General features: G+C 44.7%; 14 protein-coding genes. 5 read left to right on the top strand and 9 right to left on the bottom strand.

The genetic code is table 11. From position 1 onward, the window contains the following. Positions 1-57 precede the first annotated feature (57 nt). From ACQZ43_RS07320 to ACQZ43_RS07305, 4 genes are all read right to left on the bottom strand, one after another. Positions 58-2,322: an aconitate hydratase gene (locus ACQZ43_RS07320; RefSeq protein WP_430615374.1), complete on the bottom strand. Its 2,265-nt coding sequence runs from the start codon at positions 2,320-2,322 to the stop codon at positions 58-60. A 299-nt stretch (positions 2,323-2,621) separates the two neighbouring features. Next, on the bottom strand, positions 2,622-3,995 hold the full coding sequence (locus tag ACQZ43_RS07315; RefSeq protein WP_430615372.1) for a peptidylprolyl isomerase: 1,374 nt from the start codon (positions 3,993-3,995) through the stop codon (positions 2,622-2,624). Beyond that, positions 3,979-4,827, bottom strand: coding sequence for a hypothetical protein (locus ACQZ43_RS07310; RefSeq protein ID WP_430615371.1), 849 nt, complete (start codon positions 4,825-4,827; stop codon positions 3,979-3,981). The genes ACQZ43_RS07315 and ACQZ43_RS07310 overlap by 17 nt, the downstream gene beginning before the upstream one ends. Next, positions 4,824-6,764 carry a peptidylprolyl isomerase gene (locus ACQZ43_RS07305; protein WP_430615370.1) on the bottom strand — a complete coding sequence of 647 codons (1,941 nt, stop codon included), beginning with the start codon at positions 6,762-6,764 and terminating at the stop codon, positions 4,824-4,826. Before ACQZ43_RS07305 ends, ACQZ43_RS07310 begins: the two co-directional genes overlap by 4 nt. A 227-nt stretch (positions 6,765-6,991) precedes the next feature. On the opposite strand from ACQZ43_RS07305, the gene ACQZ43_RS07300 reads away from it, so the two are divergent. Further along, the gene (locus tag ACQZ43_RS07300) at positions 6,992-8,581 is read left to right on the top strand and encodes a peptide chain release factor 3 (protein ID WP_430615369.1); all 1,590 of its coding nucleotides are present in this window, start codon (positions 6,992-6,994) and stop codon (positions 8,579-8,581) included. Between the two features lie 644 nt (positions 8,582-9,225). Here ACQZ43_RS07300 and ACQZ43_RS07295 read toward each other — a convergent pair. From ACQZ43_RS07295 to ACQZ43_RS07280, 4 genes are all read right to left on the bottom strand, one after another. Continuing rightward, the gene (locus ACQZ43_RS07295; protein WP_430615367.1) at positions 9,226-9,996 is read right to left on the bottom strand and encodes a helix-turn-helix domain-containing protein; all 771 of its coding nucleotides are present in this window, start codon (positions 9,994-9,996) and stop codon (positions 9,226-9,228) included. 361 nt (positions 9,997-10,357) lie between these two features. Continuing rightward, on the bottom strand, positions 10,358-11,944 hold the full coding sequence (locus tag ACQZ43_RS07290; protein WP_430615365.1) for a helix-turn-helix domain-containing protein: 1,587 nt from the start codon (positions 11,942-11,944) through the stop codon (positions 10,358-10,360). 565 nt (positions 11,945-12,509) lie between these two features. After that, the gene (locus ACQZ43_RS07285; RefSeq protein ID WP_430615364.1) at positions 12,510-14,414 is read right to left on the bottom strand and encodes a polysaccharide biosynthesis protein; all 1,905 of its coding nucleotides are present in this window, start codon (positions 14,412-14,414) and stop codon (positions 12,510-12,512) included. A gap of 391 nt (positions 14,415-14,805) precedes the next feature. After that, positions 14,806-15,000, bottom strand: coding sequence for a hypothetical protein (locus ACQZ43_RS07280; protein ID WP_430615362.1), 195 nt, complete (start codon positions 14,998-15,000; stop codon positions 14,806-14,808). Between the two features lie 81 nt (positions 15,001-15,081). Between ACQZ43_RS07280 and ACQZ43_RS07275 the strand changes: the two genes are divergently transcribed. Next, on the top strand, positions 15,082-15,768 hold the full coding sequence (locus ACQZ43_RS07275; protein WP_430615360.1) for a S24 family peptidase: 687 nt from the start codon (positions 15,082-15,084) through the stop codon (positions 15,766-15,768). Between the two features lie 384 nt (positions 15,769-16,152). Here the strand turns inward: ACQZ43_RS07275 and ACQZ43_RS07270 are convergent, their stop codons facing one another. Continuing rightward, the gene (locus ACQZ43_RS07270) at positions 16,153-16,317 is read right to left on the bottom strand and encodes a DUF2158 domain-containing protein (RefSeq protein ID WP_430615358.1); all 165 of its coding nucleotides are present in this window, start codon (positions 16,315-16,317) and stop codon (positions 16,153-16,155) included. 306 nt (positions 16,318-16,623) lie between these two features. Here ACQZ43_RS07270 and ACQZ43_RS07265 point away from each other — a divergent pair, with 306 nt between their 5' ends. The 3 genes from ACQZ43_RS07265 (at position 16,624) to ACQZ43_RS07255 (ending at position 23,659) form a co-directional block, all read left to right on the top strand. Further along, positions 16,624-17,931 (top strand): DEAD/DEAH box helicase, encoded by a 1,308-nt coding sequence (locus ACQZ43_RS07265; RefSeq protein ID WP_430615356.1) that lies wholly within the window; start codon positions 16,624-16,626, stop codon positions 17,929-17,931. 192 nt (positions 17,932-18,123) lie between these two features. Beyond that, on the top strand, positions 18,124-20,643 hold the full coding sequence (locus tag ACQZ43_RS07260) for a T9SS type A sorting domain-containing protein (RefSeq protein ID WP_430615354.1): 2,520 nt from the start codon (positions 18,124-18,126) through the stop codon (positions 20,641-20,643). A 493-nt stretch (positions 20,644-21,136) separates the two neighbouring features. Next, positions 21,137-23,659 carry a T9SS type A sorting domain-containing protein gene (locus ACQZ43_RS07255; RefSeq protein ID WP_430615353.1) on the top strand — a complete coding sequence of 841 codons (2,523 nt, stop codon included), beginning with the start codon at positions 21,137-21,139 and terminating at the stop codon, positions 23,657-23,659. Positions 23,660-23,743 lie beyond the last annotated feature (84 nt).

Genomic DNA, 23,743 nt, shown 5'->3' with positions numbered 1-23,743 from the left:
GAAAAAAAGCCGCTCTTGAGGAGCGGCTTTTTTTTAATTTAGTATATAAGGTAATGCTTATGCTTTACCAGCAGCGATTAAGTTTAATGCAGAACCCGCTTTAAACCATTCGATCTGACCCGCATTGTAGGTATGATTAGCCAAGATGATGTCTTTAGAACCATCGGCATGTACAAACTCTAAGGTCAATGGTTTTGCCGGTGCAAATTCCGTTAAATCTAAGAAGTTGATCGTGTCGCCTTCTTGGATTTTATCGTAGTCTGCTTCGTTAGCAAAAGTCAAAGCCAACATCCCTTGTTTTTTCAGGTTGGTTTCGTGTATACGAGCGAAAGATTTCACCAATACCGCTTCAACACCTAAGTGACGCGGCTCCATGGCTGCATGCTCTCTAGAAGAACCTTCCCCGTAGTTTTGATCACCTACCACTATAGTCGGTACACCAGCGGCTTTATAAGCTCTTTGAACAGCGGGAACTTCTCCGTATTCACCAGTCAATTGATTTTTCACTCTATTGGTTTCGTGTGTGAAAGCATTTTCAGCACCGATCAACATATTGTTAGAGATATTGTCCAAATGTCCTCTGAAACGCAGCCATGGTCCAGCCATAGAGATGTGATCCGTTGTACATTTTCCAAAAGCTTTGATCAACAGTTTGGCACCGCTAATGTTTTTGCCATCCCAAGGTTGGAACGGATCTAACAATTGCAAGCGTTGCGATTCTGGAGATACGGAAATCACCACAGCACTACCGTCGGCAGCTGGAGCTTGATAACCTGGATCTTCTACATCAAAACCTTTAGTAGGCAATTCGTCTCCTTTAGGAGCTTCTAGTCGCACTTCTTCGCCGTTGTCGTTTAACAAGGTATCGGTAAGTGGATTAAAGCTTAGGTCGCCCGCAATAGCCAAAGCAGCCACCATCTCTGGTGAGGTTACAAAGGCATGTGTATTGGGGTTACCATCTGCTCTTTTAGAGAAGTTACGGTTAAACGAGTGTACAATAGTGTTTTTCTCTCCTTTATCCGCACCTGCACGATCCCACTGTCCGATACACGGTCCACAAGCATTGGTAAATACCTTGGTACCCATTTTTTCGAAGGTAGCGATGATGCCGTCTCTTTCAATGGTGTAACGAATCAATTCCGAACCTGGATTAATCCCAAATTCCGCCTTAGGCGTAATTCCATGAGCAACCGCTTGTTCCACAATCGAAGCTGCTCGAGACATGTCTTCATAAGAAGAGTTGGTACAAGAACCGATCAATCCCCATTCTACTTTAAGCGGCCATCCGTTTGCAGCGGCCTCTTCTTTCATCTTAGAAACTGGCGTTCCTCTATCCGGTGTAAAAGGTCCGTTGATATACGGTTCCAATTCCGATAAATTGATCTCGATCACTTGATCGAAATACAATTCAGGATTGGCATATACTTCGGTATCTGCCGTTAAGTGTTCTGCCACTTTATCCGCAGCATCTACCACGTCTTGACGCTCGGTAGCTGCTAAGTATCTTCTCATCGAATCGTCGTAACCGAAAGTAGAAGTCGTCGCTCCGATTTCAGCTCCCATATTACAAATGGTCCCTTTACCTGTACAAGACATCGAAAGCGCTCCTTCACCGAAATATTCTACGATTGCTCCAGTTCCCCCTTTTACGGTAAGAATGTCAGCAACTCTTAAAATCACATCTTTAGGCGCAGTCCAACCGTTTAATTTTCCGGTTAACTTCACACCAATTAATTTAGGGAATTTTAATTCCCACGCCATTCCAGACATTACATCTACTGCATCGGCACCACCAACACCAATAGCCAACATTCCCAATCCACCTGCATTTACTGTATGTGAATCCGTTCCAATCATCATTCCTCCAGGGAAGGCATAATTTTCCAAAACGATTTGGTGAATAATTCCCGCTCCGGGTTTCCAGAATCCAATTCCATATTTGTTAGAAACCGAAGAAAGGAAATCAAAAACCTCAGAAGATTGCGTTTTAGCTACCGCTAAATCTGTATTAGCTTCTACTTTCGCTTGAATCAAGTGATCACAGTGAACCGTTGTCGGAACAGCTACTTTACTTTTTCCGGCATGCATAAATTGCAACAAAGCCATTTGAGCTGTCGCATCTTGACAGGCCACGCGGTCTGGTGCGAAGTCTACATAATCTTTTCCTCTTTCAAACGATTGAGACGGCGTACCATCCCATAAGTGAGTATACAAAATTTTCTCAGAAAGTGTTAGAGGACGCCCTACTAACTCCCGCGCTTTAGCAACGCGTTCTGGCATCTTTTCATACACCTTTTTGATCATTTCAATATCAAAAGCCATATTATATTTGAAGTTTAGTTAGTACTATCATTTTTGTCTCTACAAATTTAAGCAATCTTAATGAGAATTTAAAATTTTTAATGAAAGCTTGATTTCAAAGAGTTATTATTTATAAACATTCTAGTTTACTGAATTTAACTCAACAGTTTACTCCTTTTCAGCGGTTTAGTTGCTTTTTATCATTTTTTAAAACTTTAAATATCATATTGCAAAAAAATGCGGTTGTTTTATACTAAAAAACCATTTCAGCGCCGTGCTGAAATGGTTTTTTTTAGTGTTTGGACGTCGAAAAAATAAAATTATTTTTTAATCCAATTGTTTTTAAAAGTACATTTTCGGTACTCTCCTTGTATGTTTACATAGGTTTCGTCGATTTTCGTTCCGATCCACTTGGCGATTTCCTTGCCTTGTTTGTCGTTTAAAGCCATGTTTTTTACCTTGGTATAATCCTCGGCAAAATCGACTTGGTGTTCGGGTTTTCTGCTGTTTACCGTAACGATACGGTAGGCTCTATCGCCCTTTCTATCGGTTTTATAAGCCGATTTGGACACCTCGCCTACTTTTAAATTGGCCACTAAGGCATAGAGTTCTCTATCTTCCATTTTATTCAACTCAAAAAGGGGATCCTGACTCATCGGATCGCGTAAAACCCCACCGTTATTTCGGGTTTCCTTGTCGTCTGATGAGGCTGCTGCTGCGTCGCTAAACGAAATTTCGCCTTTGACAATTTTCTCGCGAATTCCCTCGATTTTGACATGTGCTTGCTCAATGGCCTCTTCGGTCGCTTTGGGGATTAAGAGTATGTGTCTCAAATCCAATTGCTGACCGCGTATTTTTTCCAGGTAAATGATGTGGTAACCGAAATCGGTTTCAAAGGGTTCGGAGATTTCTCCTTCGGCCATGGTATAGGCCATATCTTTAAACTCTTTAGCAAAAGGGTCTTTTTTACTGATCGAATAAAAACCGCCGTTGGGAACCGAAGCCTTATCATCGGAAAACAATACCGCCTTGCTAAAGAAGCTCGCGCCGTTTTCTATGATATCGCGTTTCATATCTTTTAACTGATCGATTACTTTTTGCTTTTGCTCCTTGGAGATCACCGGTTTTACCACGATTTCTGCAATTTCCACCTCGTCGCCAATCGTCGGCAATTCCGATTTGGGTATCGCATTAAAAAACTGACGCACTTCTTCGGGCGTAATTTCCACCTTCTCCACGATGTGCTGCTGCATTTTTTGGGTGAGCTTGTTGGACTTTACAATGTCGAAGAAATATTCGCGAAACTCCTCTACGTTTTTCTTGTTGTAGAAAGTCAAGACGTTTTTCATCGATCCGGCGTATTCCACCATGCTTTCAATTTGCTGATCCATAAAACTGTTGACCTCTGAATCCGCAACTTCCAAACTGTCTTGAATCGCGTGATGTGCAAATAATTTGTCTTCCAATAGTTTTCCAAAAAGCTGGCAACGGGAAAAGCCCTCCATCGGTGCCCCTTGTGCTTTTAACTCTTCTAAGGTCTTGTCGATTTCCGATTCCAAAATCACGTAATTCCCCACTACCCCAATCACGCCATCGATCTTCTTTTTCGGTGGTGTTTGTTGTGCTTGTGTAAAAGCTACACAGCCCAGAAAAAGTCCCAAAGCAAAGCTCAGCTTTTTATTTATAAATTTCATATTGGTTATTTTTGTTTGCATCATCTAATATATCTTTTTGTATTTTTTTTATTAATTCCATTTTTCTGTTGTTCATCAGGGTCTGAATCAGGGTCGGTTTGATATACTCATAAGGAGATATACTGTTTTTATCCAACACCTTATTCACCTTAACCATATAGGTGCTCTCGTCGTCCCTAATTTCATAAAACAATCCATCGGACAAATAGCTCTTGATATTCTCGGCGGTGATAAAGGGCAGTTTGCCGTAAATCTGATTGAGATTTACCCAGACCGAATCGTTAAACGCATAGGATTTCATCTGCAAAGATAAGTCTTCTAACTTTTTAAAGTCCTGTTTTTTATTAGACAAAAAATATTTCTTGATCGTCGGCAGTTTGGGATTGCCATTGAGCACGTTTACATAGCGCAACTGCACTAAGAATTCGTTGGACACCCATTTGTCTTTATGCTCGTTGTAAAACTTTTTTAGATCGGCTTCACTCACCGTGGTATCTACCGATTGCTGTACGATGCGTTCCAAATAAGCCGAGGTGAGCAAATCGGTTTTAAACTGATCGACTAGCGTCTGTATTTCGGCCTTCTTTTCGTCGGACAAATTAAATTCGGCCACATCCAAGAGCAGTTGTTGCGTGGCCCAGTGGTTAAAATAATTTTGAACGATCACCAAACTATCCTCCTTAGAGGTACCCGGTGCTACCATTTTATCCAAATCCTTGCGATACAAATACGAGTCGTTGACGCGTACCACTGCATCGGTACCTTCGCCACCCCCTTTTTTACAGGCACCGCATACCACTACTACCAACAATAAAGTCCAAAATCGCATCATTCGCTGGTCATTTCTCTTTTAATCGCTTCCAACGCCTCGCGATTGATCTTTATTTGCTTCTGTTGCTTTAAAGCCGCGACCCAATTTTTTTCGTAATCCTCCTGATACTCCTGTATCAGCTGTGCCCGTACTTCATCCAACTCCTTAATGCGCTCGGGTGTTACCGATTTTAGCACGATCAGTTGTTTGCTGTTTTCAGGATGGGTATACAGGCCGGGTTTTAACGGCAGTTTTTTCTCGATAACCTCCGGGCTATCCGCATCGTATACTCCTTCTGCAGTAGGCGTTGCCGACACCAGCTCGGGTGATTTTTTCCAGGCCTTGGCAAATCGCTTGGCCGCTTTGGCATCGTCGAAATCGTAAACCGCCAGCTCCAGTTGTGGGCGCTGTATGTAGTGTTGTTTGTTTTTTTCGTAAAAGGCGGTATACCCCAGGGTATCGGTTTGCACCTTGTTCCAGATTTCCTTTTCCATCAGATCAAAGAGCAGCAATCCCTCGCGATACTCTTTGACGGTATAGTCAAACTCGGGAAATTCCCGTTCCAAATTGGCCACGTAATAATCCTCTAGTTTGCCGTTTAAAAACTTTTCATACATCAAATCCAAGGCTTTGCTCAAGGGCTGTACCGCTCGATAGGCCGATTGGTTTTGTTGAATATACGTCAGGAAATCCATCGCGGTATACACTTGTTCGCCCTGAATGGCAATCAGCGGTTTTTGGAATTTCTCTGCCGTCTTCGGCGCTACCCAAGCATTGCTGTACACGCTATCGTCGACTAAGCCAAAGAGTTGCTTTTTCAATTTGTGGTCTTCCACCACCGTATAGCGCGCTTTGATGTTTTGCAGCAGCTGTTTGTTGATCACCCGAGAACGACTGTCTCTTTTGACATTGTTTTCCATGGATACCTTAGCTTCTTCAAAGCTCGGTATGGGCCGCATCGCCAGGAGTTTAATCAGGTGCCAACCGGTATTGGTTTCTACGGGTTGGGAAATATCACCGGGTTTTTGCAGTGCAAAAACCGCATCTTCAAAAGCTTTAGCGTTGTTAGCAGCTGTGGTAAAACGAGGCAGCACTCCGCCTTTCTGAGCGGTCTGGGTATCTTGTGAATAGCGTTTAACGAGCGCTTCAAAATCGGCTCCATTCTTTAAATCGCTGGCGATTTTGTTGATTTGGGCTTCGACTTCTTTATTTTTTTCCAGCGCATCGGCTGGGGCTTTTTGCAGCATCAAATGCGCAATGCTGCGTTCACCTCTGAAATCCCTAACGGCGTGAACCTTGATCAGGTGGTAGCCAAAAGAGGAGCGTATCGGCATGGAAACCGACCCAACAGGGGTGTTATAAGCGCCGGTTTCAAAGGGATATACCATTTTAAACACCGAAAAATAGCCCAGGGCACCGCCGTTTTCTTTGGCCGATGGGTCTTCAGAATGCTTTTTGGCCATTTCCTCAAAACTCGCACCTGCCAGTATATCCCGTCTTAGATTCAGGGCTTTATTATAGGCCTTTAAGGTATCTGCCGGATCGGCAAAGGATTTGGTCAGAAATAATATATGACTGGCATTGACTTCTTTAAGCGAGCGTTGATAAGCCTCTACCACCAGTTCTTCGGTCAGTTTTTCATCGGTCAAATAGCGCTCGGCCAATTGATTTCTATTGGTGTTTAACTCGCTGATATAGGTGGGATTCTCGTCCAACTTCAATTCGTACGCCTTGGCCACTTTGAGTTTATACAAAACATACAGGTCCAAATACTGATTGATATCCCTTTGGGAGGAATCTTTTATTAGGTCGAGGTTTTTATTGTAAATGCGTTTAAATTCTGCGGAATAATAGGGGGTATCGTCTAGCGTAAACAGCACGCTATCCTTACTTTGAGCCTGAGTACTTAGCGCTCCACAAGTGGATATCGCCCATATAACTAATGCTTTAAAATTCATATTTCATATAATGTACCGATTAAACAACCCGTGTTACAGCTCCAAATCTACGTATTTAGATATAATATTGGTAAACAAAAATAGCAATTCGAAGCAATATTCCTCAAAAGGCTCAGCTTATTAACAAAATATTATCGCCTGAGGCTATCGAATATCGGTTGTCGGGCATTTTATCGCTCTATTTCCATAAATAATAAGTATTTTTGTCGCTTTAAATTTTCGATGAAATGAATTTTATTAAGGAACTAGAACGCCGCAGAACTTTTGGAGTTATTGCCCATCCGGATGCCGGAAAAACCACCTTGACCGAGAAACTCTTGCTTTTTGGTGGGGCAATTCAAGAAGCGGGTGCTGTTAAGAACAACAAAATCAAGAAGGGAGCCACTTCAGATTTCATGGAAATAGAGCGCCAACGTGGAATTTCCGTAGCGACTTCCGTTTTGGCTTTCAATTATAAAAACAAGAAAATAAATATTTTAGATACGCCGGGTCACAAGGACTTTGCCGAGGACACTTACCGCACCCTAACGGCTGTAGACAGTGTAATCGTGGTGGTCGATGTGGCCAAAGGGGTTGAGGAGCAAACCGAGAAATTGGTCGAGGTTTGTCGCATGCGCAACATCCCGATGATCATCTTTATCAACAAATTGGACCGCGAGGGAAAAGATGCCTTTGAATTGATGGACGAGGTCGAACAAAAGCTGCAATTGCGCGTTTGCCCGATGAGCTTTCCCATCGGAATGGGGTACGACTTTAAGGGGATCTACAACATCTGGGAAAAGAACATCAACCTCTTTAGCGAGGACAGCCGTAAAAACATAGACGAGATCGTCAAGATCAGCGATTTGGGCAATTCGGCTTTGGATGAGATCGTCGGACAAAAAGCCGCCGATACGCTGCGCGAGGAATTGGAATTGGTTTCCGAAGTATATCCGAGTTTCGACCGTCAAGAATACCTCGACGGCACTTTGCAACCGGTATTTTTCGGTTCGGCTTTAAATAATTTCGGCGTACGCGAATTGTTGGATTGCTTTATCGAAATCGCACCATCGCCACGTGCCAAGGAATCGGATACGCGCTTGGTACAACCGACCGAACCCGAATTTAGCGGATTTGTCTTTAAGATCCACGCCAATATGGATCCCAAACACCGCGACCGCTTGGCTTTTATCAAAATTGTATCGGGTACTTTTGAACGCAACAAGCCGTATTTACACGTGCGAAACAATAAAAAATTAAAATTTGCCAGTCCCAATGCCTTCTTCGCCGAGAAAAAGGAGATCGTCGACATTTCTTATGCGGGAGACATCGTGGGATTACACGATACGGGAAACTTTAAAATTGGCGATACCCTGACCGAGGGAGAAATCATGCAATTTAAGGGAATACCCAACTTTTCGCCGGAGCACTTCCGCTATGTCAACAATGCCGATCCGATGAAATCCAAGCAATTGGAAAAGGGTATTGACCAGTTGATGGACGAAGGGGTAGCCCAGTTGTTTACCTTGGAAATGAACGGTCGTAAGGTAATCGGTACCGTAGGAGCCCTGCAGTACGAAGTTATACAATACCGCTTGGAGCACGAATACGGCGCCAAGTGTTCGTACGAGAACTTCCCGGCCTATAAGGCGTGTTGGGTACGTCCAGAGGACCCTAAAAACGAAGAGTTCAAAGAGTTTAAGCGCATCAAGCAGAAGTTTTTGGCCACGGACAAATCCGGACAGTTGGTCTTTTTGGCCGATTCCGACTTCTCCATACAGATGACCCAGTCCAAATTCCCAACGGTGAAATTAAAATACACCTCTGAGGAGGCATAAAATACAGCAAGCAGCAGCTTTGTTTATTCGAGGATTCGAGGATTCGATGATTCGATGATTCGAGGATTCGATGATTCGATGATTCGATGATTCGAGGATTCGATGATTCGCCAGTCTGCGTAAAGTATATCGTTTTTTGGTTAGAAAATAATTTCGAATTCTACACAAAACAAAGCGGCAAATAGACCTGCCTATCAGCCTTTATAAAAATGCCGCTATTGTCAATTCCCACAGGTTTTCGTGGATACCAGCGGAAGAACTGTTACAGCTGTTTTTAGATAAAATTTAGTTTATACGTGCTCGCGCCAGCATCTTGCTGGTGCGCACTATACTTTGCCTGAGTTTATTAAAAATGCAACAACCGTACTTACTGAAATGAATTAGGAGGTATTTACTAAAAGATTAGAATTTATGGATACCAGCGTGACGCTGGCAGCAGCGGCATAAAATACAGCAAGCAGCAGCTTGGTTGGAGTCGGAAGCTTGCGCTTCCGACTTTTTTTATGGCCTTGCGCGAGCTTATCAGCCGCCGATCGAAATTTTAACTTGTCTATTTGCCGGGTTTTTCGTAACTTACTAGTTAGCCCTTCCAACAAGCTTAGCGGCTAGTGCAGGCGGAAAGTCGGGTGGAAAAACGACGGCTGCTAGGCTTTTTCTCGTCTGTGTTGCGAAAAATAATCGTCGCGGTAATTCGAGGGGGTACTGCCGACCAACTGCTTAAAATGCTTGTGAAACGACGACTTTGAATTAAAGCCACATTCGTAAATCACCGATTCAATCGTAAACAGATAGTCTTGTTTAATCAACAGGGACTTGGCGTGTTCGATGCGGTATTCCGCCAGCAATACATAAAAGTTTTTATTCATTTCCTTGTTGATTACCGAGGATATATGCGCTTTGGGGACATCGATTTCATCGGCCAGGGTCTGCAGGTCAAAAGACGGCTCCAGATAGGCCAGGTTGTTGTCAAAGTAGTTTTCGATACGCGAAATCAGGCAGCGATCGGCCTCGGGGCACTCCCGTTGCACCGCCAATTCCCGGGCGTCGCTTTCCGCGACTTCCCCAGGGGATTCCCGTTCGCTTACCAGGGTTTTGACCAAAAAAGTCATCGCGGTAAACAGCAGTACGACGATCGCTATGTCGGGCGAAAAGCTAAAGGGCAGATCCGCGATATGATCCACTATGGCCAACAGCTGTATCGCGGCCAAAATCGTTAGAAAAAACTTGCTGGAAACCAGCCATTCTCGGTAATCCGCATCGCGTTGACCGCGGTTCAACAACGAGAGGTACATCCCATAGCCACAGAGCGAAATCAGGTTGATCATAAAAATGGCGGTAGGCTCCCAACGGATCGCTTCCACAAACAGGGAGGCCGAACACAAGACAAAGGGCAATACGTGTAGTGGGAGTATCATCCGATGGGTTTGTTTGCCAAAACTCCTGTGGGCAGCACAGACCACCAGTGGCCCGTACAACAAAGCAAAAAAGGCGGTAAGCCCCGTACTCATCAGCAATAAATGGATGAGCAAAAGCCAAAATCCCAGGCGCAGATGCCGGCAAACATCTCGGGCTTCGTTCGAACATTCCGTTAAAAAACAAATCTTTTTAAAACAATAGACCGCATTCATCCGTTTCCAGTATAAGTACTCTTGCCTGACAGCAAAACTATTAATGAATGACAAAATTACGCTTAATCCGCTTGCTCACTAAGGCGAGTCTAGTCGTTTTCACGATTATAGCTACTGTTTCGGCCTTTGAACCGGCAGGCAAAGTGCTTTAGGCTTCTTCGGCTACGGCATTGAGCTTCTCCAGGAAGACCGACGGGGTGATGCCGATGTTCTTTTTAAAGACGGCCGTGAATTTGCTGTGGGTAGAAAACCCACATTCTTCGGCCAAATAACTAATTTTATACTGTTGGTATTCGGGATGATGCATCATCTTGTCCACGATGTATTGAATGCGCAATCCGCCGATGTAGTTGTTAAAGTCCTTATTGCGGTGGTTCTTCAAAATGATTGACAAATACTTGGTGTTGGTATCCACCTTGGTGGCCAGCGAAGAGGCCGAAATGTTTTTATCCAAAAAATCCAAGCCCTGCTCAAAGGCTTCGAGATGAATCAATATTTTTGTTTCCAATCCCTTGGAAATCGACACCTTTTCCTTGACGGCCAGGGGTAGGCCTCGTTGAGCCGTTGAATCGCTCACCACAGCGGCAGCGGCCAGTTGCTTGGTCGCTTTTAATTCGTCGATCACTTCGTTGAACCGCGTGAGGTCTTGTCGCTTTTTCCACTGGTAAAAAACCGTAGCACCACCACCTCCCAGCAGCAACAGGCCAACGGTTAGTATATAAAACGATTGCCGCCTTTCGAGCTGTTCGGTATTTTCGACCATCTTAGTGATCATCCCGTCGAGGGTGGTTTGATTTTGGTTGATATTGCTCTGTAGGAGCTTGTTGTACTTCTCGGTGTACAACTGCTGTTGCTGCGCGTTTGCGGTTTCCCTGTAATATTCGACCAACTCTTTATAGACCTCCAATTGCAAGCTTTTAAACCCCGAAGATAGCGCCCAGGCTTCTGCTTGCGTCAAATAGCCCGCAGCGGATTCATAGTCTTTTTTATGGCGCAACACCTGTGCCTTACCGGTAAAAATGCGCGCGCGCAACACAGATTCGCCCAAGGAGGACTGGTCCAAATACACTATGGCCTGATCCAAGTGCTGGTCGGCGCGTTTGTAATTGCCCAGATTTACCTCACAGCTTGCCAAGAGCACTTCATTGGTGGCCTTGTAATAGTAGTTGTTCGGTGAGGTTTTCAATCGATCAAAAAACACCCTGCTTTTTTGTACGTATTCCTTGGCCTGTGCGTAATTTTTAGCGCCGATTTCATAATAAGCCATTTCCTGATTGACCAAGCCGTAATAAAAATCACGCCGCTTTTGGTCGCCCACTTTTTGGATGATCGCCACCCCCTTATCCAGGGCCTTACGACCGGATTCCAGCAGACCCAAATTCCGATATTGCGTAGACAGAAAGCCCGATATCTTGGCCTGCCACTCGTAGTCCTTGAGTAGCGACGCTATTTCCTCGGCCTCCAAGGCGTATTTAATCGACTCCTGTTGTTGTCCGATTTGCTCGTATAGCGAGGCGGTCAACATCAAAGATTTGAGTTTATGCGCGGGAAGTGTACTGTGGGTATAAAGCGAGTCGGCAATCCGCAAGGCTTTGCGGTAATCTTGTTTGCCCCAACGCACGGCGGTATCAAAATAAATACTGTCGAACCGAGCCGTTTGCAAATCGCTTTTCTGAGCGAATGCCACGGTAGTGATCAGAAAAAGTCCCAAGGCAAGAAGGTATATTTTTCTCATGTTAGTTAGGTATTAATGGCCATTCAACGCTTAAAACAAGGGGAGTTCGGACTGATCATGCAGCAAACCGCTGCATATCTTTAAAATCACTGCAAACGGATTGCCGCAGTTGTTGATCAATCGCAAACTAATTAACGCTAATAATAAAGGTATTGCAAAAATACATGAAATAAAAACAATATTACAAAAGCAACTTTATTTAGAATAAAACTATCATCAACAACCTTATCGCAGTGTAAAATTTCTTTTTTATGACAGCCTGAACAAATACCATACTACAGCCGATTCCCGCCATTGGACCTAGCGGTCAATGGGATTTATTATTATCAGCGCTAGCCTTCGGCAACAACAACGGCAATACCCCGGCATTTACAGCGCACTACGATTTGGAAAACCCGACGAAAGGGAGGCGCTTTGAGCCCAGCTACATCGGGTGTATTGGCGAAAAAGTCCTCGGAAAACCATCCGTACCCCGAGCGGAACCACGGATTGCAAAGCAGCATCAAGCGCTGCCCTTTGGGTTAATGCAGCAGGGACAACTTGTACTTTAGTCGCTTGGCTTCCACTAGGCGTCGAGACACTGATAGGTCGAGTTTTGCGACTTGTATTCCGGAACGATGCATTTGATTTTTTGCACCAAGACGACGTTGTCCGGTTTTTCTTGGGTTTCGGTGGCAAAATCGCACAAGAGGTTGGTCAGTTCGGTTAAATACGCCGCATTTTGCGTTCTCACCCGAGCAATCATGATTTTTTCGTGATGTGTTTTTAGGGTGTTCTCCTCGTCTGCCAAGAGTTCTTCGAAGATTTTCTCGCCGGGTCTGAGTCCGGTTATTTCGATGTCGATTTCGCTTGGGTATTGAAAACCACTCAGGCGAATCATGCGCTTGGCCAATTCAAAAATCTTCATGGATTCGCCCATATCAAAGACGAATATCTCTCCACCCTTGCCCATAACAGAGGCTTCCAACACCAATTGGCAGGCTTCGGGTATGGTCATAAAGTATCGGGTAATATCCTTATGCGTCACGGTCAGTGGACCGCCGCGTTCAATTTGTCGGGTAAACAAAGGGATAACCGAACCGTTGGATCCCAGTACATTTCCGAATCGGGTCACGATAAAACTGGTCGAGGAGAATTTATCCAAGCCGTTGACATAGATTTCCGCTACCCGCTTGGTGGCCCCCATCACGTTGGTCGGGTTTACCGCTTTGTCGGTGGAGATCATCACAAACTTGGTCACCCGGTGTTTTACCGACAAATCGGCCATGATTTTGGTGCCCTTAACATTGGTGGTTACGGCCTCATAGGGGTTGTACTCCATCAGGGGCACGTGTTTGTAGGCCGCTGCGTGGTAGACAAAATCGGGTTGGTACTCTTCAAAAATCACATTCATCCGCTTTTCTTCGCGCACATTGCCCACGATATAGTGAATTCGCGAAGCCGCTGTGGTATCCATGCTCTGCTGTACATCATAGAGCGCGGATTCCGCCTGATCGACCAAGATGAGCAGTTTAAAATCCTTTAGGGCGATTTGCCGTGCGATTTCACTGCCAATTGATCCGGCGGCTCCGGTGATCAGGACGACCTTGCCTTGAATCTCTTGATCGACGTGTAGGTTGTCGAGTTCGATGCGCTTGCGACCGAGCAAATCCTCAATTTTTAAACTCTTGATCTGCATGCCGGAATACTTGCCGTTGAGCCAGTCGGTCGGCGGGGGAATAATCTTTATTTTAACCGGCAGTATTTCGAGGTGTTCCGAAATTTGGTTGAGTCGCTTGCGCGAAATATTCTGTATGGAAATCACGATGTCGTCGACCCGGTGTTTGATGACGAATTCTTTGGTAATAACTTCGGGGCTGTAGACCAGGTGTCCGTTGATTTTTTTGCCCACCTTTCGGTGGTTGTCGTCTATAAATCCCAAAACCTGGGTATTGATACGCGTGTCGGTTTGCAGGGCTTTGATCGTGATAATACCGGAATCTCCCGCGCCGTAAATCAAAACCCGCTTGATATTTCGACCCCCTAAGACATAGGTTTTGTAAAAATTGCTGTAAAAAATTCGCATACCCACCATCACCACAGCGGTGAGCAGCATGTGAAGCAGCAAGAGCGAATACGACAATCTAAGATAGGGATGCAACAGCTGCGGCAACATGCCTTGCCTTTGAAAGATAACGATTATAGCAATGACCACCGTGGCAAAGATACAAGCCGATAAAACCGCTTGCACATCTTTTAAACCGGTTTGTCGCACCACGCCTCTATGGGTTTTAAACAGCCAAAAACTGCCAAAATACACCAGTACCACCACAGGCATTTTTTCGAAGAGATGAGTGAGGTCAAACCTGCCATAGAAGCTATTTAGTATAAAATTTGCAACACAGTAGCAAAAGAAAACAATAGCGACATCAATGCTTATCACGATACCTCGCGGAGTATCGCGTTTTAATCTGCTCTTAATGGACTCCATAATTCGTATATCCCTGGAATTTAAGTTTCTGATTGAAGTGCTTTTTTTTCAAAAAACACCGTGTTTATTTAAAACGTAAAGTTAATCATTTTATAATTTATTTTAAGTTAAAATCTTTTAATCAGTCAATAGTTTTCTAATGATAGCTAGAAATATTATGACTATTTGTGATTCGCCAATACAAAGTATTAAATTGTGTTAATTTTTTAGGATAAAGCGCTTATACGGGCTATTACTTGAATATCCCCTAGCGCTCCCAAGCAATTCTTAAAAAACAGCATTCCAAATGCGGACTATAAAACGCGATAGCACGTAAAAAGCGGTTAAAACAAAGGGAATTCGCAGCGCGTATTGACAAAAATTTCACAAGCCGATCCCCCTAAGTGTAGCGCTACAATTGATTGAGGGTGTTTTCGACGATCAAGACCATTTTTTTGTAGTCGGCCTTAATCCTATCGGAGGTTTCACTCGTCCGGTCTCCCGTGATACTCATGGTGATAAATCGGGTCGAAACGCCATATTTTTCTCTTAATCTATTGATAACTTCCGCATTGTATCTGGTTGTTTTTTTTGTAGGTTTGTCCATTACATCGTTTGTTCTCGGTTACCGAACAAATATAAAAAACAAATTTTCGATTTTACAAAAAATACAGCAAATTAATTCACGATGATAAAAAAAAGAATCGTACAACTTGTTGAAATAAAAGGACTTAAGAAAGAGCTCTTTTATAAAAAAATAGGCATGACCTCCGCTAGCTTTAGGGGTAAGGCACGGGAAACCCCGATCAATTCCACTGCTTTAGAAAATATATTATCGGAAATTCCAGATATTAATCTGCACTGGCTTTTGACGGGAAAAGGATCGGCACTAAGAGAAATTCCCAAAATCGCATCGCTACCTCCCCCCTGTTCAACAGCAGATCTTATACTGACAAATCAGGAAGTGCCGCTTTACGCTTTGGAGGCTGCAACAGGTTTACGAGCACTCTTTGACAGCGGGGACAGCCGTCGCGTCATCGACACGATTAAAATCCCCAATCTCCCGAAATGCGACGGCGCAATAACCGTAAAAGGCGACAGCATGTATCCGCTACTACAGTCTGGAGACACCATTTTATACAGACAAACTCAGGTCGACTATATCTTTTTTGGCGAATTGTACCTCCTCAGCATCACAGTGGACAAGGGCGAGGAGTACATCACCGTCAAGTACGTACAGCGCTCGCTTCTAGGCGAAGACTATGTGAGTCTGGTCGCTCAAAATCCACAACACCAGTCCAAAGACATCAAAAAAGGCGACATAGCCGCAATAGCCTTGGTCAAAGCGAGCATCCGCATCAGCAGCATGCAGTAGTTGCTCACCCCCAACTCCCACAGGTTTTATTCAAAAAATAGCGACAGCTCGGAAATTGCCCACGCGACACAGCGCAACAAGCGATTCGCTTGGCAGGGCAGCCGCAATGGAATCATCGACCACAGATTGAAATAAAACCCATACCCGATATACCCATAGAATTTGGTCCGTTTGCCATCGGCGGACAGCGATTTTAGCGCATAAAAAAACCGCAAAACTTTTCGTTTTGCGGTTATTACTCCTATCTTTAGTGTTTGCCGAATTTTCCTTCCCCTGGCAAAAGACCTTTTTACAACCACCCAAGCTGCCATTTCCCAGCGCCATAGACCAGTCGTTAAACGCATAACTCGGGAGCATTTCTAGGGTATTCCAGGCAAATTCAACTTACTTTTTCTTGATTACGGAAGAAGTCATCAAACGCAGTTTCTCAAACACTTTTTTTTCCTCATTATAGTATACCACATTGACCTGATCTCCTTTAATAGACTCTACCGTCATCTTGGGACCTCCTGATTTTAACACTACGGTATCTCCTAGTTTAATATCCATATTCTACTTAAAAACTTTGATTTCTATTTAAAACTTTGATTTTATTCAAAAATACATTTTTTTAAGGTATAAAAAATTGTTTTAACAATTTTTTCCAAATTTACCACGAATATCGCAAATTAAACAGTAATTAGTCTAAATAAGAACAGTGCCTATTTGGAAATACTGCGGTTTTCACAGCGCCTGGCAGCGGTGCCTTTGGTGTAAAAAACCGCTTGTATGGCTGTTGTCCTAAGCGTCTTGCGCCCATGAAAAAGCGTCAAAAAAAGTATATCGTTCTACGCTTTATTGCTTTACCTTTGCGGTATGCAATTCGACACTATTTTAAAAAAGCTACAGATTCAAGATTTGAATCCCATGCAAAAATCCACGTATAAGACCACTCAAAACGACCAAGATGTGGTGCTTTTATCCCCGACTGGATCGGGAAAAACACTGGCTTTTCTATTTCCAGTTTTACGCAATCTCAGCGCTTCCACTTCAGGGGTTCAAGCCTTGATTATAGTGCCTTCGCGAGAACTGGCGTTACAGATTGAACTCGTTTTCAAATCGATGGGCACCGGATTTAAGATCAACTCCTGTTATGGGGGCCACGCCACCAAAACAGAGGAGAACAACTTTATAGAACCCCCCAGCGTTTTGGTGGGCACACCGGGCCGTATAGCCTTTCACGTGGAGCACAACAACTTTGACGCCAATATCGCACACACCTTGGTTTTGGACGAATTTGACAAGGCGCTCGAACTCGGTTTTCAAGACGATATCTCCTATATCATCGAACAACTGTCCGGTTTAAAGCAGCGCTTACTGACCTCGGCGACGAACCTGGAAAAAATCCCCTCTTTTGCCGGCTTGGTCAATCACAAGAAATTGAATTTTTTAGACGATTTGCAAACCAAACCCGACCTGACCTTTAAAAAGGTCGTCACCGATTCGGAATCCAAATTGATCAACCTATACAAGTTGATTTGCAAAATAGGCAATAAGCGAACGCTGATCTTTTGCAATCACCGCGACGCTGTAGATCGGATCAGCGCGATTTTGAGCGACAAGGGCATTGCCCGCGAGAGCTTTCACGGGGGACTACAGCAAGACGAGCGCGAGCGCGCCCTGCTCAAATTCCGCAACGGCAGCGTTCAAATCTTTATCACCACGGATTTGGCTTCCCGCGGACTGGACATACCCGAAGTCGAAAACATCATACACTACCAATTACCCGATAAAGAGAGTGCCTTTACCCACAGAAACGGACGAACCGCCCGGATGAACGCCAAAGGCGTGGTATACCTGGTGATGGGCGAGCGCGAGACCTTCGATTTTATACCTGCCGAATTGCAGGTCGAAAACCTGGAAGGCCGCTTTAAAGCACCGGAACCCACTGCTTTTCAGACTATTTACATCAGTGCCGGCAAAAAAGACAAGGTCAACAAAGTCGACATCGTCGGCTATTTGATGAAAAAAGGCCAGTTGAGCAAAGACGACATCGGTCTTATCGAAGTCAAAGACAGCGCTGCTTATGTTGCCATCAAACGCCTTAAAGTTGCAGCTACCTTAAAAGTACTTGCCGATCAAAAAATCAAGAACAAAAAAGTTAAAATGGAAATTGCTCTTTAAATGTATTTGGTCTTTTAGAATATAATTTTAAGATAATTAACTAAAAATCCGCATCAATTGATGCGGATTTTTTGTTTTAAGGCCCTTTCGTAAGTGTTAAAAAAGCCTTTTATTTAAACAAAAACAAAAAACGTTAATTTTAAGTTATAATTTTTTCCTATATTAGTCTAATATCACACTTAAACTAAGAACATGAAAAAATTAATTACCTTATTTATTGTGCTCTTTTGCCTCTCATCGTATTCACAGATGAATGTCAATGTCAATTTAGACGAGGGCGAACTACCTGAAGGTTGGCTGCAAAGCGGCTTTTACTTAACCGGATTTTACCACTTTCCCTGTCAAGTCCAATCGGCTTATGCCAATTTATACCTTTGGGATTTTGGTTGGTGGGGAGACGAGGACTGGTACGGCAATACCTCAGCCTATATCCTATCTAATAACGAAACCAACACTCACGGTCCAATCCACATAGGGTTTGATTTAAGAATTTCTGACTACTACGACGACCCGATCCCCTTGACCGACTTTGATTATGGAGGAATGTACATCGAGTACAGCTTGAACAACGGAGCTGTATGGGCCATTCACAGTACAATCAATTCGCAGTCATTTATCCAAAACGCGTCGGGCTGTACCCGCTACACGACCACCATACCGCAGCCCGCTTTAGCACAAGGCACCCATGTAAAGCTTCGGTTTAGAATTCAAACCCCTCCTTCGGGACCTGATGAGTACGATTTGCTGTTCTATTTCGACAATCTAAGCGTGGTTCAGGAGCAGACCAACCATTGTCAAAACCCAACCCAAGTAAGTGTAAGCGACATCAGCAGTACTTCGGCAAAATTCACTTGGCTGGCCCCTGTTGCGGGCGACCCGGTGACCTCTTATACCTATGAATTGCGCACAGCAGGCACCCCCAATAGCGGCGCTGTCGGACTTACTGCAGCGGGTACAACTACCGAATTGGAAAAGATATTCAACAACCTCGAACCCAATAAAAATTATTATTTTTACATCACCTCGGTATGCCCGAGCAACAGCGCGGTAGACTGGGTTGCGGTCGGCGTTTTCAGAACGCCTTGCGCCGTATTGCCAGACGTAGTGGCCGAAGACCAAACTTTTTGTGGCCCTACCCGGGTATCGGACTTGGCAGCCGAACTCCACGACAGCGCCCATTTGCTATGGTATACCTCCGCCACGGAACCACTACCTTTAAACGCAACGGATTACCTAACCACCGGCACCTACTACGGCTCGTTAACTTTAAATGGCTGTTATTCCAAACAGCGCACACCTATAGCGGTTACCATCCATCAAAAACCCCCTGCCCCACAGATCGCGGATCAAACATTTTGTGGCAGCGCCACCGCGGCGGACCTTGCTGTTTCGAGCGAACTAGCACTGCATTGGTACGATGCTTCGCAACTAGAAATCGAAGCCAACACCCCCTTGCGCAGTGGCACTTATTACCTATCGCAATCCGACGATTTATGCGAATCAGCATGGAGTCCTTTTCAGGTCACGGTAAATCCGATTCCCAATGCTTTGGTGTTGGAAAATCTGCTCCTATGCGGCAGAACGACCATTTCGGAAATTTCCTTGCCGGGCACTCCTGGCGCTAACTACAGTTGGTATACCGACAGCACGAGCATCACCGCTTTATCACCTATGTTTGTTTTGACAGACGGCAGTTACTATGTGAGCCAGATCCTCGCGGGCTGTGAGTCGCCGCGTTCGGTTGTTCATGTGACAGCCTATGAGGCAATTCCGATTCCCACTACAGCAAATCAAAACTTTTGCACGACCAGCGCCCGGGTTTCCGATTTGCAAATCAGCGGTATGCCTGGCGCCACAATCCGCTGGTATAACCGCCTGGATGCCACTACTCCTTTAAATCCAAATACCGTATTGACAACAAATTATTATTATGCAGACCAGAAATGGGGCGATTGTCAATCGCCAAAAGTGCGCATAACCGTAAACGTAGTCGGTCCAATCGGTGCCTTGCAAATCACCGATCAGCACTTTTGCGAGTCGGCTACCGTGAGTGACTTACGCGTGAATACCGCCGAGGGTATGCAGGCAAAATGGTACCGCAGTGCCCAAGGAGGCTATGCCCTTTCCGGAGATATTCCCCTGCAAAATGGCACCTATTACGCAACTCAAGGCAAATACGGCTGTGAGTCCATTCGCGTGGCCTTTAATGTGGTAATCGAACCCAAACCCGCGGCTCCAACAGGACCTAGCTCGCAATCGGTGGTGGAAGGAAGTCTGATTTCCGATTTAATCGTATCGGCTTTTAATCCCGTGTGGTACGGCTCATTAAGCGACATCAAATACGACAGAAATCGCTTGTCGCCAGAATTCAGACTCTTCGATCAGGAGGTGTATTATGTCGTAAACCGTTCCGAAACAGGCTGTCCGAGTGATCCGTTAATCATAATAGTCACGCTGACTCTAGGGGTTGACGATTTCGACTTAAAGGCCTTGACCTATTATCCCAACCCGACCTCCGATCGCATCCACATCACTTATAAAGAAGTCATCGAATCCTATATTGTTTACGATAGCAACGGCCGAAAAGTAGCGCATCAACACAACCAAGATACTCAGGCGTCCGTTGATTTATCATCGTTCGCTACGGGAGTCTACCTGATTCAGATCCGAACGGCCACCTCAACACAAACAATCAAAGTCCTCAGAAAATAGGGCGTTTACCATTTGCAAAAAAGACCATCAAAGGTTTTATTCCACAAAAGGACCAAGGAAACAAAAAGGTCGTCGTTGTATTGAAGTCAAACACAGCACTGCTTATGTCGCAATTAAAAGACCTGAGCCATCGGCCGCCCAAAAAATACGCGCCGATTAAAAACAGCCGGTTAAAACAGCTGTGCTTTTTATTTATTTTGTTTTTATTTAACAAAAAACCACTAATCTAACAAGGAAATTAAAAAAATTTGACGGGGAATTTATAAAATTATTTTTAGCATTTTACGTCATATTTCCATTTAAAAGTAAAAATCATCTAATATTTTAACATAAAAAAAAGTCGTTTCCCACCAAGAGACGGCTTTTTTCTTATATATAAAAAAAATCAATCTCATAATAAAATGAATCATTTTCATAAAAAATAATGAATAGTTAAATTTTTGTTATATATTTCTGTATCTTGCTAACATTGTTTTAACTAAAATAAAAATGTATGAGAAGACTATTTACTGCTTTTTTTATCTTGATATACTTTAGCTCTTATTCCCAATGGAACGTTCAGTTAAATTTTGAAACCGGCGATTTGCCAACAGGATGGCAACAGAGTGGGTTTTATCTTACCGATCCCGTTTACGATTACCCTTGTGACGGGCAGTCCGTATACACCAATCTATACCTGTGGGATTTTGGATGGTGGGACGAGGAGGACTGGTATGGCGACACTACGGCCAGCTTAACGACCAATAACGAAACCAACAACCACGGTCCGATTTCCATTGGTTTTGACGTGCGGATTTCGGATTACTACGATGACCCCACCCCCATAACCGGCTTTGATTATGGTGGAATTTACATCGAATACTCGCTAAATGACGGCAGCACCTGGCAACTGCACAGCGTGGTAAACAACTCGACATTCACTCAAGATCCGCAGGGATGCACGCGCTATACGACCACTATTCCGCAAACCAACCTACAGCAAGGCACCCATGTGAAGCTGCGCTTTAGAATTGACACCCCTCCTGCCGGACCTTATGAATACGATTTGATGTTCTATATGGACAATTTGAGTGTGGTTCAAACCTCGAGCAACAACTGTAAAAACCCGACCCAAGTAAGTGTTAGCGAAATCGGCAGTACTTCGGCACGGTTTTCTTGGCTAGCACCGACCACGGGCGACACGGTTATTAATTACTCCTACGAGTTGCGCACTGCTGGCGCCGCCAACAGCGGCCCCACGGGCTTGGTTACCTCAGGTACCACCACGGCACTTGAAAAGACCCTAGACAATTTAGAGCCCAACAAAAACTATAGTTTTTATATCACCTCGGTATGTGCCGTGAACAATGCCCAGGATTGGGTTGCACTCGCTCCATTTAGAACACCCTGCGCGGAATTGCCCAATGTCGTGGCCGAAGACCAAATTTTTTGCGGTCCCACACCGGTATCGGACTTAGTAACGACACCTTATCCGACGGCTGCGGTACTTTGGTATACAAGTGCAACGGGACAGGTTCCCTTAGCGGACGATGCCCTGCTGACCAATGGCACTTATTACGCAACACTTTTTGTAAACGGTTGTTATTCAACCGAGCGCACCGCCATAGCGGTGACCATTCAGAACAAGCCCGCCGCACCAACCGTGCGCAATCAGTCTTTTTGCGGTAGCGCGACGGTTGCGGATATCGAAGTGAGCTCCCAATTGAATTTGCGCTGGTACAACGCTTCCCAAATAGAAATTGCAACCACGACCCCTTTGGCTAGTGGTACCTATTACGTATCGCAATACAACCCAGAATGCGCATCGGATTTGACTGCTTTTCAAATCACGGTTAAAATCGTGCCCGATGCCTTAGTTATGGAAAATATTTTGCTCTGTGGGCCCAGACCGATTTCGAGCATCGAACTCGCAGGAGCCGCCGGTGCTACCTACCATTGGTATGAAGATCTCGACGCCCCTACGGCCCTGTCCCCGACGACGCTCTTGCAAGACGGCAGCTACTATGTGAGTCAAATCATTGCGGGATGTGAATCGCCAAGAGTGGTTATCCATGTCGCGGCCAACGATGCCATTGCGATACCGGTTACCGAAAATCAAAACTTTTGTTCGACCGCGGCTCAGGTCTCCGATTTGCAAATTTCCGGTATGCCCGGTGCCACTATACAGTGGTTCGATCGTCTCGATTCGACAAGTCCATTAAATCCAAACACCGTACTTCGGACAAACTATTACTACGCCAGCCAGAAATGGGGCGATTGTGAATCGCCAAAAGTGCGCATAACTGTAAACGTAGTCGGTCCAATCGGCGCCTTGCAAATCACCGATCAGCACTTTTGCGAGTCGGCTACCGTGAGTGACTTACGCGTAAATATCGCCAGCGATATGCAGGCAAAATGGTACCGCAGTTCCGAAGGGGGCTATGCCCTTTCCGGAGATATTCCCTTGCAAAATGGCACCTATTACGTAGCTCAAGGCAAATACGGCTGCGAGTCGATTCGCGCGGCCTTTAATGTGGTTGTCGAACCCAAACCCGCAGCTCCAACAGGACAAAGCTCGCAATCGGTGGTGGAAGGAAGTTTGATTTCCGATTTGACCGTATCGGCTTTCAATCCGGTTTGGTACAGTTCGCTTGACGACATGAACTACGACAGAAATCGCTTGTCGCCAGAATTTGGACTCTTCGACCAGGGGGTTTATTATGTAGTCAATCGCTCGGAGACGGGCTGCAACAGCGACCCGTTGATCATCGTCGTATCGCTGACCTTAGGAATCAATGATTTCGACTTAAAGGCGCTGACCTATTATCCAAACCCGACCTCCGATCGGATCAACATCACTTACAAAGAAATCATCGTATCCTATGTTGTTTACGATAGCAACGGCCGAAAAGTAGCGTATAAACACAACCAAGACACTCAGGCGTCGGTTGATTTATCTTCGTTAGCAACGGGAGTCTATCTGATCCAACTGCAAACGGCTACATCGACTCAAACGATAAAAGTCCTTCGAAAATAAGGCGTTAGCCCGCGATTTACAAGGGCGAACAAACCCGAATTTTCCATAAAAAAAGCCCCATATTTCAATGAAATACGGGGCTTT

The sequence above is a fragment of the Flavobacterium sp. JP2137 genome, assembly GCF_050562195.1.
Lineage (GTDB): Bacteria > Bacteroidota > Bacteroidia > Flavobacteriales > Flavobacteriaceae > Flavobacterium.
The sequence above is the reverse complement of the archived record's forward strand: the minus strand, read 5'-3'. Positions and strand labels throughout refer to the sequence as shown.

Excerpts from the sequence above, each read along its gene's own strand:
- ACQZ43_RS07320 (WP_430615374.1), bottom strand. The coding sequence starts at position 2,322 with ATGGCTTTTGATATTGAAATGATCAAAAAGGTGTATGAAAAGATGCCA.
- ACQZ43_RS07315 (WP_430615372.1), bottom strand. The coding sequence starts at position 3,995 with ATGAAATTTATAAATAAAAAGCTGAGCTTTGCTTTGGGACTTTTTCTG.
- ACQZ43_RS07310 (WP_430615371.1), bottom strand. The coding sequence starts at position 4,827 with ATGATGCGATTTTGGACTTTATTGTTGGTAGTAGTGGTATGCGGTGCC.
- ACQZ43_RS07305 (WP_430615370.1), bottom strand. The coding sequence starts at position 6,764 with ATGAATTTTAAAGCATTAGTTATATGGGCGATATCCACTTGTGGAGCG.
- ACQZ43_RS07300 (WP_430615369.1), top strand. The coding sequence starts at position 6,992 with ATGAATTTTATTAAGGAACTAGAACGCCGCAGAACTTTTGGAGTTATT.
- ACQZ43_RS07295 (WP_430615367.1), bottom strand. The coding sequence starts at position 9,996 with ATGATACTCCCACTACACGTATTGCCCTTTGTCTTGTGTTCGGCCTCC.
- ACQZ43_RS07290 (WP_430615365.1), bottom strand. The coding sequence starts at position 11,944 with ATGAGAAAAATATACCTTCTTGCCTTGGGACTTTTTCTGATCACTACC.
- ACQZ43_RS07285 (WP_430615364.1), bottom strand. The coding sequence starts at position 14,414 with ATGGAGTCCATTAAGAGCAGATTAAAACGCGATACTCCGCGAGGTATC.
- ACQZ43_RS07280 (WP_430615362.1), bottom strand. The coding sequence starts at position 15,000 with ATGGACAAACCTACAAAAAAAACAACCAGATACAATGCGGAAGTTATC.
- ACQZ43_RS07275 (WP_430615360.1), top strand. The coding sequence starts at position 15,082 with ATGATAAAAAAAAGAATCGTACAACTTGTTGAAATAAAAGGACTTAAG.
- ACQZ43_RS07270 (WP_430615358.1), bottom strand. The coding sequence starts at position 16,317 with ATGGATATTAAACTAGGAGATACCGTAGTGTTAAAATCAGGAGGTCCC.
- ACQZ43_RS07265 (WP_430615356.1), top strand. The coding sequence starts at position 16,624 with ATGCAATTCGACACTATTTTAAAAAAGCTACAGATTCAAGATTTGAAT.
- ACQZ43_RS07260 (WP_430615354.1), top strand. The coding sequence starts at position 18,124 with ATGAAAAAATTAATTACCTTATTTATTGTGCTCTTTTGCCTCTCATCG.
- ACQZ43_RS07255 (WP_430615353.1), top strand. The coding sequence starts at position 21,137 with ATGAGAAGACTATTTACTGCTTTTTTTATCTTGATATACTTTAGCTCT.